Genomic DNA, 19,202 nt, shown 5'->3' with positions numbered 1-19,202 from the left:
TTATCCTGACCCAGGTGGGGGAATTAAGTTGACCCTGGGTGGGGGAATTATCCTGGCCCTAAGGCAAGAAGGTGGGGGAATTGTCGTGGCCCCCGACAAGATGTTGGCTCAATTCGTATTTTTGCGTCTACCCATCGTAGCGAACTCCAAGTTTTTGAAGCTTTCAGTGATATACGTTCAATGCAATTCAATGCTTCTGGTAACCGCCTCGTTGCTGTTTCAAAAGACAAAGCAATCGCGATGTGGGATATGGAATCAAAGACGATGATTTGGGTAAGAAGTGGACACACCCAAGCAATTACATCAGTCGCTTTCACTCCTGACAGCAAATATATCGTAACTGGAAGTGATGATAAAACTATTATTTTGTGGGATGCAGCTAATAGCAGACAAATAAGACAGTATAGTGGACATTTAGATCATGTTCGGAGTGTTATTGTTAGCCCAGATGGGAATTTTATTATCTCTGGTAGCAAGGATAAAACAATTCGTATTTGGGAACTCAACACAGGCAAGGAGGCTTTGACAATTCAAGCGCATAAAAGTGGTGTGAATACACTGTGCTTTTCTACAAATGGTGAAGTATTGGCATCTGGTTCTGACGACAAAATGATTAAGCTTTGGGATTTTCAAAATATCAGGATTAAACTATCGCCAACCTCAGAAACTGAGAAACCACATGAACCTTTAATAACTCGTAAGGAAGCCGTTCCGGATTTTTGGAAACGAACAAACGGGCCGTATGATGGTAGGGTCCTTTCCTTGGCCATTAATGCCAATAATGGTTATGTCTTTGCAGGAGGTAACGATTGCGTCTTTCGCTCTAATGACAATGGTGTTACTTGGAAGCGAGTGAGTCTAGAGAAATACACCACTACACTTGCCATCAACTCAAATGGCCATATTTTTGCTGGGACATCGAGCGATGGTGTATTTCGCTCCATGGATAATGGAGAGAGTTGGACGCCAATCAATACTGGTTTGCTATTTGCTGATTCGGGCGATGATAAGCCCCAGTCTGTAAGTCATGTTTCGTCACTTGCATTGAATTCAATAAATGGTAACATTTTCGTAGGACTGTATCGCGGCGGTATTTTTCGCTCTACTGATAATGGTGAGACCTGGAAGCAGGTAAACGCTGATTTGATAAACCTTACTATTAGATCTATAGCCATCAACTCAAGCGGCCATGTATTTGTAGGGACGCGAGGTGGTGGTATCTTTCGCTCTACAAATAATGGCGATAGCTGGGCACCTGTGAATACCGGATTGACGAAACCTAATGTCGAGACTCTCTCTATTAACTTTACTGGTCATATTTTTGCGGGTACGGATGGTGGTATCTTCCATTCCACAGATAACGGTGAGAGTTGGAAACAAATCAATACGGTGTTGAACATTAGCAGGCTCGCCAATGATTCTCATGGACGAATTTTCGCTGGAACACAGAATGGTGGTATCTTCCATTCCACAGATAGCGGCCTGAACTGGAAGCAGATTAGTACAGTGTCGATGAATAAATCCATCCTTTCTCTTGCCATCAATTCTAGTGGTTATCTCTTTGCGGGGACAGCTGGCGATGGTGTTTTACGCTCCATGATTGGCCGCGAAATCTGGGATAACGTACTTATTGGTGGTTTTGAAAATATTACTACTCTTGCTATCGACGCCAGGGGGTATGTCTTTGCAGGAACGGAGGGTGGTGGCATCTTTCGCTCCGAGGATAATGGTGAGAGTTGGAAGCTAACAAATGCTAATTCGAAAAAACTTCCAATTCGGTCTATCACCATCAACTCAAATGGCCATATTTTTGCCGGTACAGGAGGTGATGGTGTCTTTCGCTCTACGGATATTGGAGCGAGTTGGAAGCAGATTAATACTGGGCTGTACATGCGTAATGTCCAGTCTCTTGCCATCAACTCTAGTGATTACATCCTTGCAGGGACTTACGATCGTTCGAGTACTAAATGTATCCTCTTTCGTTCTACTGATAACGGTGAGAGTTGGCATCCTTTAGACGCTTGTGCCGGATCACTCGCCATTAACGCCAGAGGCCATATATTTGTGGGAACGGGTGGTGGCGTTTTTCGCTCTACGGACAACGGGGTGAGTTGGGTGGAGGTAAATACTGGTTTGACAAATCTTGATATCCAAACCCTTGCCATCAACGCCAGCGGGCACATTTTTGCTGGGACAGGGCACGGCATTTTCCGCTCCGTAGATAACGGTGAAATTTGGAAACAGGTGAATAATAGCCTAACAAATCGTATTATCAGTACCTTTGCCATCAACGCCACTGGACACATTTTTGTAGGGACGCAAGATGGTATCAGCTACTCCATAGATAACGGTGAGAACTGGAAACAGATCAATACCGGCTTGTTGATACTTGATGTCCGATCACTTGTGATTAATTCTAGCGGCTACATCTTTGCAGGGACGGATGGTCGTGTTGTCCTTCATGGTGGTGGCGTTTTTCGAAGCGTATTATCAACCACGGCGGTTCAGAAACCGTAAATCATCAAATTGTATGCGGTCGTTTTTTCTGAAGAAAAGCCCTGGATGGCTCATCAACAGCTCTCTCAAAATATCGCCCAGCTTTAACAGTGATCGCGTAATTTTTTTGAAAAGATTGCAATTAGCGAGTAGTTCAGCGGTAGAATTCGAAAAAACCATTACCCGAAATTCAATCATCTAAAATCTCTAAGATGTCAAATTTCCCTTGACATTTTAATTTTTCGTGCTATTATGTAACCGTTTACATTGAAAGCGAATCCTTTCGCTTTTTTATTGGCTATTAATGTAAACGGTTACATTTTGGTGAACAAGAAGTATCGTCAGTAATCCAACACACAAATGGAGCCCTCGGCGCGATGGGCGTGACGATCAAAGAAGTTGCCAAAAAAGCGGGCGTCTCGACCGCTACCGTTTCGCGCGTCTTCAATAATGTCGGGCCGGTGGACGAAGAAACACGGCGCCGCGTAAAAGAAGTCGCGCAGGCCCTGCACTACACCCCCAATGCCGTGGGCCGCAGCCTCAGCACCAAAAGAACCGATGCCATCGGCCTTATCCTTCCCGATCTGCACGGCGAGTTTTTCTCCGAAGTCATTCGCGGCGCGGATCAAATCGCGCAACAACATCGCTTCCATTTGCTGGTTTCCAGCTCGCACACCACCCGCCAGGAATTGGCAGAAGTCCTGCAAGTCATGCGCGGCCGGGTCGATGGCCTGATCATCATGTCCCCCCAAATCGACGCCCACACCCTGCAAACCAATCTGCCCAAAAGCCTGCCGCTGATCCTGCTCAATTGCCATGTGGGCGACGACTCCTTCGATGCCATGAACATCGACAACGTTGCGGGCGCGCAGGAAATGGTGCGCCACCTGCTCAGTCACGGGCATCGCTATATTGCCATCATCAAAGGCACGGAAAAAAATTTGGATGCCGAAGGCCGCTTGCAGGGCTATCGCCAGGCCTTGCAGGAAGCGCGCGCCGAGTATCATGAGTCATTCGAGATGACGGGCGATTTCACCGAAGCCTCGGGCTATGACGCGGTAAAACGGTTGTTGGATCTGAACCCGCGCCCCACGGCGATTTTTTCGTCGAATGATTCCATGGCCCTGGGCGCGTTGAGCGCGCTGCGCGAGCATGACGTGTCCGTTCCCGGCGAAATGGCGCTGGCCGGCTTTGATGATATTCCGATTGCGCGTTATCTCTCGCCGGCGCTGGCCACGGTGCATGTGCCGATTTATGATCTCGGTGCGGCCGCGATGCAGAAGTTGATTCATTCCTTCACCGAAAAGAACAATCATGTCAGGAAGCACGCCCTCGTGCCCACCCATTTGGTGTTGCGCGAATCGTGCGGTTGCCCGAAACAATCCTATCAAGAGCAAATCAATAAAACAAGGAGGTGAATGGCATGTCATGACGGAAGCGGTTGTTTATAGCGTTTTTTAAATGCGTGTGCAGGAATGGTAGTCTTGCCCCCTTGTGGGGCACTGTTGCAGCCACGAATTTATTGGTTTTGGCAGCCGCCCACAAGGAGCGGGGGCTACAAACCTTGTGGGGCACTGTTGCAGCCACGAATTTATTGGTTTTGGCAGCCGCCCACAAGGAGCGGGGGCTACAAACCTTGTAGGGCACTGTTGCAGCCACGAATTTATTGGTTTTGGCAGCCGCCCACAAGGAGCGGGGACTACAAACCTTGTGGGGCACTGTTGCAGCCACGAATTTATTGGTTTCGACAGCCGCCCACAAGGAGCGGGGACTACAAACCTATACATCCAAGTGAAAAACGCTGTAAGTAATTTAGGGACGACGTTTGAATCATTTGCCCAAATCTCAAACCGCGAATGAATGCGAATTCGAGAATTAACATCTATTGATGGTTGTAAGCGGTTTATAGCGTTTTTCAAATGCATGTGCAGGAGTCGTAGTCTTGCCCCCTCGTGGGGCACTGTCGCAACCGAGAATTTAGTGGCTTCGACAGCCGCCCACGAGGGGCGGGGGCTACAAATCTGTTCATCCAATTAAAAACCGCAAGAAGAGAAATGCGCAGGTTATTTAAACGGTATTCCTGAGCGCGAATTATTCACCCTCAACCAGCGAAGGGACTTCTATGAGAACAAAGTTTATTACCATGTTGGTCGGCGGCCTGGTGCTGGCGTTTGCGTTTGCCGCTTTGGGCCAGACTACGCGCACCGACGCGATCTGGGCGCGCCGGGTAGTCGATGGCGTGATCACCCTGGACGGCCAGTTGAATGAGCCGGCGTGGAACAACGCGGAAAGCGTTCAGATTCGCTACGGCCAGAATGCCGGCGATCCTGGCAGCGGCTGGCGCAATGAAGGCGCGGCAGAGCCTTCCGACCCGTTGGATGCGACGTTGAAGTTTTTGGTGGTGGGCAATGAGTTGTATTTAGGCCTGGCGGTAAAGGACAGCTCGGTGGGCGGAGGCCTGTTTAACCGCTTCGACGGCGTGTTGATGAACATTCGTCGAAAGGAATCTCCCAACCGCCCGGCGCCGCCGTTTGAATATTTCTACGGCTGGGTTACGGAATCGTGGGCAGATCCGACAACGGGAAACATCGGCGCATTGCCGGGTTATTTTGGTCCGGCTGGCGACCGGACGAATCCGGATAACGTCGCCATGTGGGATGCTGTGACTACAGTGGATGGCATCACCAATTCCGACACGTTACCGGATGTTGGCTACACCATGGAATTCCGGCTGAACCTGACCCCGCGCGGTTATGATGTGACGCGGTCCGAGGGCGATATCGTCAGTTTCAATATTTCGATTTATGACACGGATTGGCAGTGGCCGGTGATTCCGGGCAAGTTGAGCGGCAACCGCACGTGGTATCAGGGGCCGTTCAGCGCTTTCTTGAGCAACTCTGTGCGCATTCATGCGCGTCCGGATGTCACGATCTTTTCCGGCGACCTTCCCGAAATTGAACCCGAGCTGATTGTTCCTAATGCCGAACATTATAACACGCCGGAGATCGACGGCATTCTGGATGAGACGGTATGGGCGAATGCCCCGAGTTTTGATGTTCGTTTCGGCGATGATGCGCTGCGGGCGACGTATCCCAGCATTGGCCCGATTGCCAGCGGCCAGTTCCAGCCCGAGGTAGGCGGCGGACGCGCGGCCGTTTTGGATCCCGGCGACGCGACCTTCAGCTACTTTTTCAAAGGCGATAAGTTTTATGTCGGCGTCGATGTGCGCGATGCGGCGGTGATTGCGGTTGATGCTGACGCGCAATGGGACGGCATCCGCTTCATGATCAATGACCGCGTAGCGCGCGAGCCGGACAATCATGATCTCTTGGGCCGCGAATTCATCGTGCGGTTCGATGCGGCGGGACAACCCGTGACCGGCGGTTATTTAACGGACCTGATCGCTGCCGGCGGCGCCTCAGTGGGCGTTACCATGAAGCCTAATACCACCATCAACAACCCGGCAGATGTGGATGAAGGCTTTTATATCGAATTGGAAATTGATTTGACTCATCTCGGCTATCCCGGCGGTCGCGGCGACGGCGTGGCGTGGCTGGGCGCGTTGTTGTTCGATGGCGACACCCGGCCGAATCCTGCGGATGATTACGGCAACTGGACCTGGTGGTTCAAAGAGCGCGGCAATAGCGCCTCGCCGGTGTGGGCTTACATGGATCCCAACACGTTTGTTCCGGGCGGCGAACCCGGCAGTCGCGAGCGTGCGGATGCCATCTGGGCGCGCACCGTGGTTGATGGCACAATCACGCTCGACGGCAGGTTGGATGAGCCGGCGTGGAACAATGCGGAATCCGTTACGCTGCAATACGGCAAAGATGCCGGCATCCCGGGCAGCGGCTGGCGCAACGAAGGCGCGGCTGAGCCTTCCGACCCGTTGGATGCGACGTTGAAGTTTTTGGTGGTGGGCAATCAATTGTATTTGGGCGTGGCGGTAAAAGACAGCTCTGTAGGCGCGGGTTTGTTCAATCGTTTCGACGGCGTGTTGATGAACATTCGCAACAAAGCGAACCCCGCGCGTCCGGCCCCGCCGTTTGAATATTTCTACGGCTGGGTTTCGGAATCCTGGGCAGATCCGGCGACGGCCAACATTGGCGCATTGCCGGGTTATTTTGGTCCGGCTGGCGACCGGACAAACCCGGATAACGTTGCTTTGTGGGATGCTGCGACAACGGTGGCAGGCATTACCAATTCCGATACGGTGCCGGATGCGGGCTATACCATGGAATTCCGGCTGAATCTGACCCCGCGCGGCTATGATGTGACGCGGCCCCAAGGTGATATCGTCAGTTTCAATATTTCGATCTATGACACGGACTGGCAGTGGCCGGTGATTCCGGGCAAGTTGAGCGGCAACCGCACGTGGTTACAGGGCCCGTTCAGTGCTTTCCTGAGCAACACCGTGCGCATTCATGCGCGGCCCAATGTCACGGTTAACACTCCGGTTCTTCCCGAAATTGGGCCGGAGTTGATTGTTCCGAATGCGGTGAATTATCCGGCGCCCACGGTGGATGGCCAGTTAAACGAGGCAGTCTGGCAATATGCACCGAGCTTTGACGTGCGTTTCGGCGATGATGCGCTGCGGGAGACGTATCCCAGCATTGGTCCGATTGCCAGCGGCCAATTCCAGCCGGAAGTTGGCGGCGGACGCGCGGCCGTTCTGGATCCCGGCGACGCCACGTTCAAATATTTCTTCAAAGATGATATGCTGTACCTCGGCGTGGATGTGCGCGACGGCGCCGTGATTGCGGTTGACACCGACGTACAATGGGACGGCATCCGCTTCATGATCAACGATCGCGTCGTGCGCGAGCCGGAGAACCATGATCTCATCGGCCGCGAATTCATCGTGCGGTTCGATGCAGCGGGACAACCCGTGACCGGCGGTTATTTGACGGATCTGATCGCTGCCGGCGGCGCCTCGGTGGGCGTTACCATGAAGCCCAACACCACCATCAATAATCCCGCGGATGTTGATGAGGGTTTCTACCTCGAGCTGGCAATTGACCTGAAGCAAGTCGGTTATCCCGCTGGCCGCGGCGATGGCGTGATTTTCCTGGGCGCTTTGTTGTTCGACGGCGACACCCGCCCCAATCCTGCGGATGATTACGGCAACTGGACCTGGTGGTTCAAAGAGCGCGGCAATAGCGCCTCGCCGGTGTGGGCCTTTATGGATCCCAACACCGTCATTACTGGCGTGAAAGATCACGCTGGCGCAGAGGGCGTTCCGGAAGTCTTCACCCTCTACGGCAATTATCCCAATCCCTTCAATCCTTCCACCACCATCAGTTTCGGCATGCCCGAGGCGGGTTTGGTCACGCTCAAAGTGTTCGACGTGCTTGGACGCAGCGTGCTGGTTAAAGAACTGGGCATGAAATCTGCCGGCAAACACGAAGCCGTGTTTGAAGCCAAAGACTTCACCTCCGGCGCGTATTTCTATCGTCTGCAGATGACGGCTCTTGGCGGAAAGAAGCAATCTACCCTTTATGGCAGAATGATGGTGATCAAATAAGGCCAATTTGGCCTTAACGAGCCTTCCGGAGTTCAACCTCCGGAAGGCTCTATTGCTGTGCAGTTACCACATTCATGAAGATTCGTGTCATCGGTGTAGCTAACACTACAATGGTTAAGTCGAATTCTATGGCACAGACAAATAGTCCCAAAGGGGCGAAATGTAGAAGCGAAGGGCAACGCCCTGGAAAATCTTGTGCAAACAAGCAAAGATTTCTCCAAATAAAATCTGTTAACGAATGAATAAAATAAAGCCCGTTGGCCGCCGTCATCCGTTGGAAATTTGCTTCATTGGTCCGGCTCGTTTGCGGTGATTTTTTGCATTGACAAACAGCAATAGGATTCCAAAAATGTTTTGGTCAGTAGAAATCAAAACCACGTAAGAAGTAATTTTGGTATTTGTTTTCTTCAAAACCGTTCAAATTTTCCACGATAATCTTGGCAGAGAGGCGAGTATGTTCCTTCCAATGCTCCCAGTCCGCAAACCTTACCAGCGCTTGCACAGATGGCCGGGGCGAATGCGCGCAATGATTTTGGTTTTTTTGCTCAGCGTTTTTTCTGTTGGCCATGCCGGTACCACCGGCAAACTCTCTGGCCGCGTATTGGACAAGCAGAAAGAGCCTCTTCCCGGAGCGAGCATCGTTCTGGTGGGAACGACCCTCGGCGCCGCGGCGGATCTCGATGGCTATTACAACATCCTCAACATCCCGCCCGGCACGTATCGCGTGCAGTACAGCATCATCGGCTATCAAACGATGGTGATCCAAAACATTTTGATTACCAGCGATAAGACCACCATACAAAACGTCGAGTTGAGCGAGGAAACGCTTGCCGGCGAGGAAGTGGTGGTGACGGCGCAGCGTCCGGTCGTGGAGACGAATCTGACCAGTTCCGTGGCCACGGTCACCAGCGAGAACATCGCCACGCTGCCGGTGCAGGAGTTGAATGACGTGGTGAATCTGCAGGCGGGCGTGGTGGACGGCCATTTTCGCGGCGGCCGTCTCGGCGAGGTGCAATACCAGATCAACGGCGTCACGGTCAACAATCCCTATGACAACAGCTCGACTTTGCGCATCGACCGCTCGCTGTTGCAGGAGGTGCAAGTCATCAGCGGCACGTTCGACGCGGAATATGGCCAGGCCATGAGCGGCGTGGTCAATGCTGTGCTGAAAACCGGTTCGGATTATTTTAAATGGAACGCCGAAGCATTTGCAAGCGATTACATGTTTACCAGCGGGGATCGCCGCCGGGTGGATGACGAGTTTCGCCCGCTTTCTCTGCAAAATTATCAACTCAGTGTGAGCGGCCCGACCGGCCTGCCCAAAACGTTTTTTATTGTCAGCGGGCGGCGCTACGTTAATGACGGTTACATCTACGGCATTCGGGCATTCAATCCCACCGATCGCGCGGATTTTGAAACCCGGGTGTTCACGCCCACCGGCGACAGCGCCGAGGTGCCGCTGGAATACTCGCGTGAATGGTCGGGTCTGGTGAAAATCACCAACCGCTCGTGGAACAGCCTGGAGTTGTCGTATCAAGCGTTGGGTAATTGGATCGACAACAAGCGCTACAATTTTGGTTTTTTTTATAACCCCGACGGCGCTTCCAAACAGCGCACCTACTCGTTCGTTCATGGCTTCGATGTGACGCATACGGTTTCGAAAAACACGTTTTATAATTTAAGCTTTCGCCAAAATCTTTTTGACTATCAAGACTTCGTGTATGAAGATTTTTATGACGCGCGCTATGACGCGGCCGGCCCGGCGAAAGGCGACGCCAACTACAACATCGGCCTCACCGTGCAAGGCGTCGATTTCACACGCTTCAAACAACGCACGAACAGCTACGTTTTCAAGGGCAGCCTGACCAGCCAGGTTAAGCGTGATCATTTGCTTAAAATCGGCGCCGAATTTCAATACTCGGATTTGAGATTCGGTGTGCCGGGGCTGATCTACAGCCCGGGCGGCACCTTGATCGAGCGCCGTTTGGTAAGCACGCCGCTATTTTCGTTTCAAGAGCTTGAAACCTACAAACCCATTGCGTTCTCGGCTTATGCGCAAGATCAAATCGAGTGGCAGGATTTGATTGTGCGCGCGGGCGCGCGCTGGGAATACTTTGACGCGCGCGCGACGTTGCCCAGCGATTTGCAAAATCCGGCGAACGCGATTGCCGGAGCGCCGCTCTCCTCGCCGAAAGCGACCACGGCCAAGTCTTCCCTCGCGCCGCGTATTGGCGTGTCCTATCCCATCTCCACCACCGCGGCGCTGTTCTTTGCATATGGCCATTTCTATCAATATCCCGGTCTCGGCCAGCTCTTCAACAATTCCGACTACTCGCTGTTGAGCGAGCTGCAAGCGGGCGCAAGCAACTACAGCGTGTTCGGCAATCCCGACATCAAGCCCGAGCGCACGGTGCAATATGAATTCGGCTATAAGCACGCCATTACGGATTTTCTCGGCCTTGATTTCAGTATCTTCTACAAGGATATCCGCGACTTGCTCGGCGTCGAGTTCATTTCAACGTATGCGGCGGCGGAATATGCGCGCCTCACGAACGTCGATTTTGGCAACGTGCTGGGCTTTACCATCGCGCTCGATCAACGCCGTCTCGGCCTCATCAGCACCATGCTCGATTATACCTGGCAGCGCGCGCAGGGCAATTCCAGCGATCCGCGCGAAACTGCAACGCGCGCCTCTGCCGGCGAAGACCCGCGGCCGCGCCAGGTGCCTTTGAATTGGGATCAACGCCACACGTTGAACGCGACGATTACGATGGACAAGCCCGGCAATTTTTCCCTCAGCACGATTATTCGCTACGGCGGCGGCCAGCCCTTCACGCCGGAAATCGGATCAGGCTTCGGCGCAGATTTGGAAGCCAACTCCGGACGCAAACCCGCGTTTGTGCTGGTGGATGTGCGGGCAGAAAAGTTTTTCAAATTCGCCGGTTTTAACATGAGTGTGTTTGGGCGCGGATTTAACGTGTTGGACGGCCGTTTCTCTAACGGTTTCGTCTTCAGCAACACTGGCAGCCCGGATTATTCTTTGAATCCTGAGACTGACCGTACGACGCTGGCGGATCCCAATCGCTACTATCCGCCGCGCCGAATTGAAGTGGGGCTGACGGTGGGGGCGAGGTAAGTTTGCTGGCCGTGACACGCAATCTCGGATTGGCCTTTCGTTTAGTCAAGGAGACCTAGGTTATGAAATTCAGACGACTCGTGTGTATCACTTGTATGGCTCTCGTCACCGCCGCCCAAGCCCAGTTTCAGCCCGTGGTGCCGCCCGAAAAACGCGGGCGCGTGGATGCCGAGCGTGCGGGCACGCACGATGCCGCGAACATTCGCACGGTTTTTTATAACTACGGCATGGTCGGCGATTATCCTCCGGATCCCATCGGCGTCGACCTCAGCGTGTTTCATTCCGCCGAAGTGCCCAAGGGCAGTGGGTTGAATTACAGCGACGGCATCACCCCGTTCGTACTTGCGCGAATTCAGGAGAACAACGGCAAAACCTCACACATCATGGAAACCGGTTTTCGCGAGCGGCAACAAGCCAGCCCCTATCGCAATCGCATCATGCGTTTCGAGCCGCGCCCGGATTTTTTTCAAGCAGATCCGAATATAAACCGGGGCCGCTCACCCGCGATCAGCAACGATCCGCGCACCTGGCCTGATGCCTGGCCCGATAAAGCCAATGATCCCGATGATCCCGGATGGGCCGGCAGTTGGAACGGCTATTTTGGCAAGCGGCCCAACGCCGATCAGGAAAGCTATACCGTGATGGACGATGATTTTTATGATGCCTGGGATTTTTATCCCGACCGCCGCGATTCCACGCGCCGGGGCCTGGGCTTGCGCATTGAAGTACGCGGCTTTCAGTGGGCCAATCCACAATCCTCCAATGTGATCTTCTGGCATTATGACATCACCAACGAAGGCACTACGGACTACAACGAGAACATCATTTTCGGCTTGTATATGGATTCCGGTGTGGGCGGCTCTTCGATTTCATGCGACGGCATCGCGGAATCGGATGACGATAACGCATTCTACACCAAGCGCGGTAATCTGAATCTGGTTTATACCTGGGATAAAGGCGGCCACGGCGATGCCTTGGGCACGAATTGTTATCCCACCGGTTATTTGGGTTACGGTTATTTAGAGACTCCCGGCAAGCCCGAAGACGGCATTGATAATGATAACGACGGCATCATCGACGAAAAACGCGACGGCGGGCCGGGACAACTCATCACCGGACAAGACAATATCAAAGCCTATTTCCTGGCGAATTATAACCAGGCGAATTTTGAGCGCGAGCACGGCACGGTCGAAAGCCGTTCCGCCTACCGCGCGGGACGTTGGTGGACCGGCGATGAAGACTTTGATTGGGTGGCAGAATTGCATGATGCCGGCGTGGACGGCGTGTTCGGCACGAATGACACCGGCGAGGGGGACGGCATTCCGACGAATGGCGAAACGAATTTTGACCGCACGGATTTGCACGAGTCCGATCAGATTGGCCTCACGGGTTTCAAGTTCAATCGTATTCGCGCGGGCGCAGGCAACCCCAGCCAGGATGTCGATGGCATCGTGTTTTTTGATGACGGCAGGAACTGGCCCAAACGCCTGTATGATCAATTCTCCGATCCGGATCCGGCGAAACGTTTCGATCCGCCGTTGGCATTGAATTACAACATCGGTTTTGTGTTCGCCTCCGGGCCATTCACATTGAAAGCCGGCAGAACCGAACGTTTCAGTCTCGCGCTGGCATTTGGCGCGGACTTGGAAGAACTGGAGAACACCGTTCAAATCGTGCAGCTCATTTATAATGCCAACTACCAATTTGCCGTGCCCCCGCCTATGCCGACGGTTACAGCGGAAGCCGGTGATGGTTACGTGCGCCTTTCCTGGGATGATCAAGCAGAGCGCGGCATCGACCCGGTGACACTCGAAAATGATTTTGAAGGTTACCGCGTCTATCGCGCCACCGATCCGGAATTCCGCGACGTCAAGGTCATCAGCACCGGACGCGGCACCGGGCCGCTTGGCAACGGCAGGCCGCTGGCGCAGTTTGATGTGGTCAACGACAAGAAAGGTTTTTCAGCACAAATGGTGGAGGGCGTTGCCTATTATTTGGGCAACAATACCGGCCTTGCACACACGTTTATAGATACCACCGTGACGAACGGGCAGCTTTACTACTATGCTGTCACCGCCTACGATTTTGGCTCGGATTCCCTGGGTTTCTATCCCTCGGAAAACGCGATTGCGGTTTCGCGCACGCCACGCGGCGGCACAATTTTGCCAAAAAATGTTGTTTCGGTGCGGCCGAATCCTCGCGTGCGAGGATTCACGCGTGCCGAAGCCTCGAATACCACACGCGTAGCGGGACGCGGCACCGGCAGCGTTCAGGTTGAAGTTGTCAACTCTGCGCTAGTGCCGGACAATCACACTTTTGAGTTGCGATTCAGAACCCTGTTCGCGGACAGTATCCGCGCAAATGTTTTTGATCTGGTTGACCTCACCAGCGACGATACACTCTTTACCAATGGCTATGATTTGGAGGGCGCAGGAAGCGGCTTGGTGGGCACGGGCTTGCTGCCGGTGGTGAGTACTCCCAATACCGTCTCGGTAGATTCCGCCAGCGGTTTTACCGCCTCGAGCCTCACGAACGGCCGCCTGAAAATGACGTATCGCAATCCGTTGCCCATCAATCTGAAACGGCCCGGCTTCCCGGAGGATATGACCATCACCTTCAGCGACGTGCCGATTGATACTTCACTGCGCGGCTTTGGCTTGCTGCGCTCGCGCCCGACAAAATTTCGTGTCACAGCGCATACGGCAGGCGGCGATCTGCGCATGAAGTTTTATTTTTTGGATAAAGATAACGATGGCACGCTGAGCCTGCCTTTCCCGGATGAGTTTATCGACGTGGTAACCTATCTACCCAACAATCCCATCGCCTATGAAACCTGGCGCGTAGAATTGGACACCACCGGCCAGGCGCAACGCGGCACACTCAAGGCGCCCACGCTGGGGGATGTTTATGAAATGAAGTTGATTTACCCCTTCGAAAACGGCGAAGTTTATTCGTTTACTACCACTGGCGAATTTATCAACCCGGCAGCAGCGCAGAGCCTGGCCGCGCAAGAGCCTTATGTCGTGCCGAATCCTTATGTCGGGTTGGCGAGTTTTGAAGCGGAACGTTTCGCCATCTCCGGCCGCGGCGAGCGCAGAATGGAATTCCGCAATCTTCCGCAAAATTGCACGATTCGCATTTTCACCGTGCGCGGCGAGTTGGTGCAAACGCTGCAGCATGACGGCTCCGACTTTGGCATGGTGCCGTGGGATTTGCGTTCAAAAGACAATCTCGAAATTGCGCCGGGGTTGTATCTCTATCATGTGGATGCCGGCCCGCTGGGCAAGCATATCGGAAAGTTCGCAATCATCAAATGAGCATCAACGCAGATCATTGCGGATAACAGAACCTCAGCCCACGAGTCGGTTGTCTCACTAGGCTGGGGGCTATTCGTGAAGCAAAATCCGTCAGAGGAATTTGAATATGAAATCAAAACTCTCACTCGCCGCTGTTCTCCTGATGAGTAGCGTGCTTTTCAGTCAAAGCAAAACCGGCACCACCGTTGCGCAGTTTTTGTTGATTGAGCCGAGCGCGCGTTTGGCGGCCATGGGCAATGCCGGCGTTGCCATGTATGATGAAGTTGCGGCGGCCTATTACAATGCCGGCGCGATCGGGCATCAAAACGGCTACAGCGCACAGTTCTCGCACAGCACCTGGCTCGCGGATATTTCGTACAATTACGCGGCCGCGTCGCTGCAAGCCGGAGAGGTGGGCAATATTTTTATCAGCGTCACCTCGCTCAGCTCCGGCGAAATCGATGTGCGCACGGTCGAACAACCGCTGGGCACGGGCGAGCGCTACACGGTATCGAATCTCGCGCTCGGTCTTGGCTTCGGCAAACAAATCTCTGACCGCTTTTCCGTCGGCGTGCAATTGAACTACATTCAAGAAACCATCTGGCACAGCTCGTTGTCGACTTTTGCATTGAATGTGGGCACCGTCTATCGCCTTTCGGAGAACGGATTACGACTGGGCGCCAGTATTTCGAATTTTGGCCTGCCCGCGAATTATGATGGCCGCGATTTGCGCATCATTTTTGATCGCGATCCGGCCAAATATGGCGACAACAGCAGCCTCCCCGGTGAAGTGTTCACGGAGGATTATCCCCTGCCCGTTCTCTTTCGCGTGGGCGTAACCTATCCCATGCGCTTCAACGAGAACAACGTTGTGCACCTCGCCGTGAATGCTTTTCATCCCAGCGATAACACGGAGAGTATGAGTGTGGGCGCGGAATGGCTGCTGCTCAAATCACTGGCATTGCGCGGCGGTTATCAAAACCTCTTTTTGGAAGATACCGAAGTCGGCCTTACCCTGGGCGCAGGCCTGCAATTCGACGTCGACCAATACGGCTTTCGCTTCGACTATGCCTGGGCCGATCACGGCCGGCTGGAGAATACGCAGAGGTTTACACTGGGCTTCAGGTTTTGACAGCGCTTCTGAACATTGCCCCCATCGGATAGATTAAGTCCAGCGGATAAAGCCTTTTGCTTTCCATCGGTTGGTGTTGCTCGATGCGTGGGCGCCGCTCGAAAGGCTGCAGTTTTCAGCTTGCCTGATAGTTTATTCATTGGCGAGAACTACGGAAAGGTACTCTCATTGCAATGATCAATAGTGTACTCCTCGGATTTCCAGTCGGTGCTTGCCGAAGTTTGCGATGATTCCCGTTGAAAGTCCGAGCTGTTTCAGGAAAGTTTTCATGCGAACGATATGCTCAGGCAGAATACTGTCTTGCAATGCAGTGACATCGCAAAGTATCCGATTTTCGATGAGCCAAAATCGCATGGGAAAAGAACGAATGACTTTGCCATCATACACGACGTCAACAAGCTTGCGTTTTTCGATGGCAATCTGACGGTAACGTATTTCACTTTCCACCAAGCGTCGGCAGACAGATTTGCCGAACCCCAAACCATGTGTTTCAAACACAAAGAGCAACGCGCCTCTCAATTGTGCCAACGTGTTTCGTTCTGCTTCAGTAAGCCTGTCCTTGATGAAGCTGTAATCTTCGTGTATTTGCTTGGGCTTCTCTGTGAAGGGTAGACGTTTGCAGATGATCCGAGGAAATCCAGTGTTGACCAACAGCCCTAAATCTTTTTGCCAAAGCTTGAGATGAGAGAGAATTTGAATATAGTTTGACCGTAGAAAACCACAACGCAAGCATTTAAGCTCGACGATGACTTTATCCTCCGCCAAAAAATCCAGTTCAAAGGTTCTGATTTTCTCCTCGCGATGGATAAGCTCTCGCTGCTGCTTTGATACAAAAGCGATTCCCAACCTCATGAGTTTTCGAATCAACCCCTGATGATAGGTTTCTTCGTCAAACCCAACGCCGATTTCATTATGCACAGCGATCATGCATTTGCGCAGCTCATAAGTCAAAGCTTGGTGTAAGAGTTCCATGACGCCCCTCACTCAAAAGTTGGAAGTTTTTGCTTTATCTGTTGGCCTTAATCTATCCGTTGGGGCTAACATTCTCAAGCACATTTTGAGCACACGAAAATGAACTGCTCACCGATATTAACAATACCCATGCTTCTCGTGGCTCAATCTATCCTCGCTCAGTCTGAATACGACCGCCACGTCGTCTTCGATAACAGCCTCACTGACCGTTCGTATTATTTTAGTCGTGGCTATGCGGTCGCGCCGAGCACACTCGAGATTGTCGAAGGAAAATTTCCAATCGAAGAGCAAAATTATTTCAGCCCGCCGAATGCGCTGCGTTTGCAATGGCGCTCACAAACCGGCGGCGACTGGCGCATGACGCTCGAAGTCGCAAATCGTTACGGCCAGCGCTTCGAGTTCGAAGGCAACACGCTTTTTCTGCGCTGTTACTCCGAAACCGGATTATCGCTTGACGAGTCGCCCCTCATCGGCCTGCAAGACGCGAACGGCGCGGGTGTACCGGATATCAAGCTGCTCGCGTTGATCAAAACACTGCCCGCCAAGGAGTGGGTGCAAATCAAATTACCCTTCGCGGCTTACAAGCCAATATTCAACTGGACGGACGAAAATAAATTCAATCCGGCTCAACTCACGAGAATATTTTTCGTGCAAGGCCTCGATGATGGCAAGGAGCATGCTCTTTATATCGACGACGTGCGTGTGGGCGATGATACTCCGAGTGTTAACCAAACGCCGGCGACTCCTGCTGGCCTGAATGTGAAGGGCTATGATCGCCATCTCGACTTGACGTGGCAATACAACTCGCCAGCGCCCCCTTTCAGCTACAAAATTTATCGTTCATGGGACGGTCAAGACTATTCAGCTATCGGGACACAGAAGGGCCATCTCACCCGCTTTGTTGATTTCATTGGCGCGCAGAACAAGAAAGCCTTTTACAAAATTAGCGCAGTCGATGCGCACGACAATGAATCCGCGCTCTCTCAAGCAGTCAATGCAAGCACGCGCAGGCTGAATGACGAGGAACTGCTCACGATGGTGCAAGAAGCCTGCTTCCGTTATTATTGGGAAGCTGGGCATCCGAATGCCGGAATGGCGATTGAAATTTTGCCGGGCGATGAAAATCTTGTCGCGGTGGGATCATCCGGTTTTGGCATCATGGCGCTCGTCGTAGCGGTCGAACGCGGCTTCATCACGCGCGAACAGGGCGTGGAACGCATGTTGAAAATTGTGCGCTTTTTAAAAAGCGCCGATCGTTTTCATGGTGTGTGGCCGCATTTCTTAGACGGACACACCGGCAAGACCATTGCCTATTTCGGCAAATATGATGACGGCGGCGATCTCGTCGAAACCGCCTTTCTCGTGCAGGGGCTGCTCGTGGCGCGGCAGTATTTCAATCGTAACACGAAAGACGAACGCGAGCTGCTCGACACGATTGGGCTGAAGCTCGACGAAAGGATCGAAGAGCAGCGGGATCGGGATATGGAACCCGGCACCATCCTCGCCCAAGCGCCCCCTCCACGCCAAAGGGCCGAGCGGGGGACGGCGGTGCGCGTGACGGTGGCGTCCGATCGCTCGACTTCGACTTCGACTTCAGCGGAAGCGAACAAGCGCTACCTCTTTACCATCCGCATTCGCCTTCGCGACATTGAGAGTTCGGTGATGCTTCGAGTGGATCTGGCCGACTCTCGGGGAACTCGGACCGTCTATGAGAACGAGCACAGTCCGGAGGAGTTGGTGGAGATCACGGCCGAAGGGCAGGGCCCTCAGGCAACCTTCTCGATCTACTACGACAACGAACTCGTCAAGCAGGTGACCAAGGACTCTGCCGAACCAGACACTGGAGAAGAAACATGAAATGCGAGCTCGCCCCGTCGATCCTCTCGTGCGATCCAGGGCGATATCGCGAAGCGGTTGCCGAACTCCTTGCTGCTGGCGTTGAGCGAGTTCATTTCGACGTGATGGACGGACAATTCGTGCCTCCGATCACCTTTGGAGCGGGGTTGGTTCGTAGTCTGAGGGACCTCGGCGACGCGGTATTTGAGGCGCACCTCATGACGCTCACACCCGAATCCCACTTCGACGCATTCCTCGAAGCCGGGTGCCAGTCGATTATTTTTCATCAGGAAGCCACTCCCCACGCGCACCGGCTGTGCCAGCGGCTCCGAGAGCGAGGGATTCGCGCTGGGGTCGCGCTGAACCCCTCGACCCCCGTCGACGCGATATTGGAGGTGGCCGATGTGCTCGACCTTGCCCTGGTCATGACGGTCAATCCAGGCTGGGGAGGCCAGGAGTTCCTTCGGGCGTGCCTGCGAAAAGTCGAGACGATTCGGCGGGAGTGCCCGGACCTCGACATCGAAGTGGACGGCGGGATCGATCCTCTCACCTTGGGGCTTGCCAAAGCTGCAGGGGCGAACGTGTTCGTTGCTGGGAGCTTCTTGGCGAGTTGCCCCACGCTGACTTCGGGGGTCGAGCAGTTGAGGGCGGAATGCGACTGAAGATCGCCACCACGGCGTTCTTCTTGACCGGAATGGCGCTTCTGGCGCTTTGGCCGTGGCTGGTTGGGCCACGCCCCCCGGAAGGCGCTCCAAGGCCCGAATTGGCGAAGTACGCGCGTCGAATGTCGCTCTACGTGGTGGGAACGCT

The 19,202-nt window shown here is 53.4% G+C and carries 9 protein-coding genes; 8 read left to right on the top strand and 1 reads right to left on the bottom strand.

Translation table 11 applies throughout. The features are described 5' to 3' along the window. The first annotated feature begins 180 nt into the window (after window positions 1–180). The 6 genes from FBQ85_11285 to FBQ85_11260 all read left to right on the top strand — a co-directional run bounded on the left by FBQ85_11285 (window position 181) and on the right by FBQ85_11260 (window position 15,584). On the top strand, window positions 181–2,517 hold the full coding sequence (locus tag FBQ85_11285; GenBank protein MDL1875734.1) for a hypothetical protein: 2,337 nt from the start codon (window positions 181–183) through the stop codon (window positions 2,515–2,517). 356 nt (window positions 2,518–2,873) lie between these two features. Beyond that, the gene (locus FBQ85_11280; GenBank protein ID MDL1875733.1) at window positions 2,874–3,914 is read left to right on the top strand and encodes a LacI family transcriptional regulator; all 1,041 of its coding nucleotides are present in this window, start codon (window positions 2,874–2,876) and stop codon (window positions 3,912–3,914) included. Between the two features lie 2,249 nt (window positions 3,915–6,163). Then, window positions 6,164–8,020: a T9SS type A sorting domain-containing protein gene (locus tag FBQ85_11275; protein MDL1875732.1), complete on the top strand. Its 1,857-nt coding sequence runs from the start codon at window positions 6,164–6,166 to the stop codon at window positions 8,018–8,020. A gap of 454 nt (window positions 8,021–8,474) precedes the next feature. Continuing rightward, on the top strand, window positions 8,475–11,156 hold the full coding sequence (locus FBQ85_11270; protein MDL1875731.1) for a TonB-dependent receptor: 2,682 nt from the start codon (window positions 8,475–8,477) through the stop codon (window positions 11,154–11,156). A 95-nt stretch (window positions 11,157–11,251) separates the two neighbouring features. Next, complete coding sequence (locus FBQ85_11265; GenBank protein MDL1875730.1) at window positions 11,252–14,473, top strand: hypothetical protein; 3,222 nt, start codon at window positions 11,252–11,254, stop codon at window positions 14,471–14,473. 106 nt (window positions 14,474–14,579) lie between these two features. After that, the gene (locus FBQ85_11260; protein ID MDL1875729.1) at window positions 14,580–15,584 is read left to right on the top strand and encodes a PorV/PorQ family protein; all 1,005 of its coding nucleotides are present in this window, start codon (window positions 14,580–14,582) and stop codon (window positions 15,582–15,584) included. 177 nt (window positions 15,585–15,761) lie between these two features. Here the strand turns inward: FBQ85_11260 and FBQ85_11255 are convergent, their stop codons facing one another. Next, on the bottom strand, window positions 15,762–16,556 hold the full coding sequence (locus FBQ85_11255; protein MDL1875728.1) for a GxxExxY protein: 795 nt from the start codon (window positions 16,554–16,556) through the stop codon (window positions 15,762–15,764). Between the two features lie 138 nt (window positions 16,557–16,694). Here FBQ85_11255 and FBQ85_11250 point away from each other — a divergent pair, with 138 nt between their 5' ends. Next, the gene (locus tag FBQ85_11250) at window positions 16,695–18,413 is read left to right on the top strand and encodes a hypothetical protein (GenBank protein MDL1875727.1); all 1,719 of its coding nucleotides are present in this window, start codon (window positions 16,695–16,697) and stop codon (window positions 18,411–18,413) included. Then, window positions 18,410–19,054 (top strand): ribulose-phosphate 3-epimerase, encoded by a 645-nt coding sequence (locus tag FBQ85_11245; GenBank protein ID MDL1875726.1) that lies wholly within the window; start codon window positions 18,410–18,412, stop codon window positions 19,052–19,054. Before FBQ85_11250 ends, FBQ85_11245 begins: the two co-directional genes overlap by 4 nt. The last annotated feature ends 148 nt before the right edge of the window (window positions 19,055–19,202 follow it).

The sequence above is a fragment of the Cytophagia bacterium CHB2 genome, assembly GCA_030263535.1.
Taxonomy (GTDB): domain Bacteria; phylum Zhuqueibacterota; class Zhuqueibacteria; order Zhuqueibacterales; family Zhuqueibacteraceae; genus Coneutiohabitans.
The sequence above is the reverse complement of the archived record's forward strand: the minus strand, read 5'-3'. Positions and strand labels throughout refer to the sequence as shown.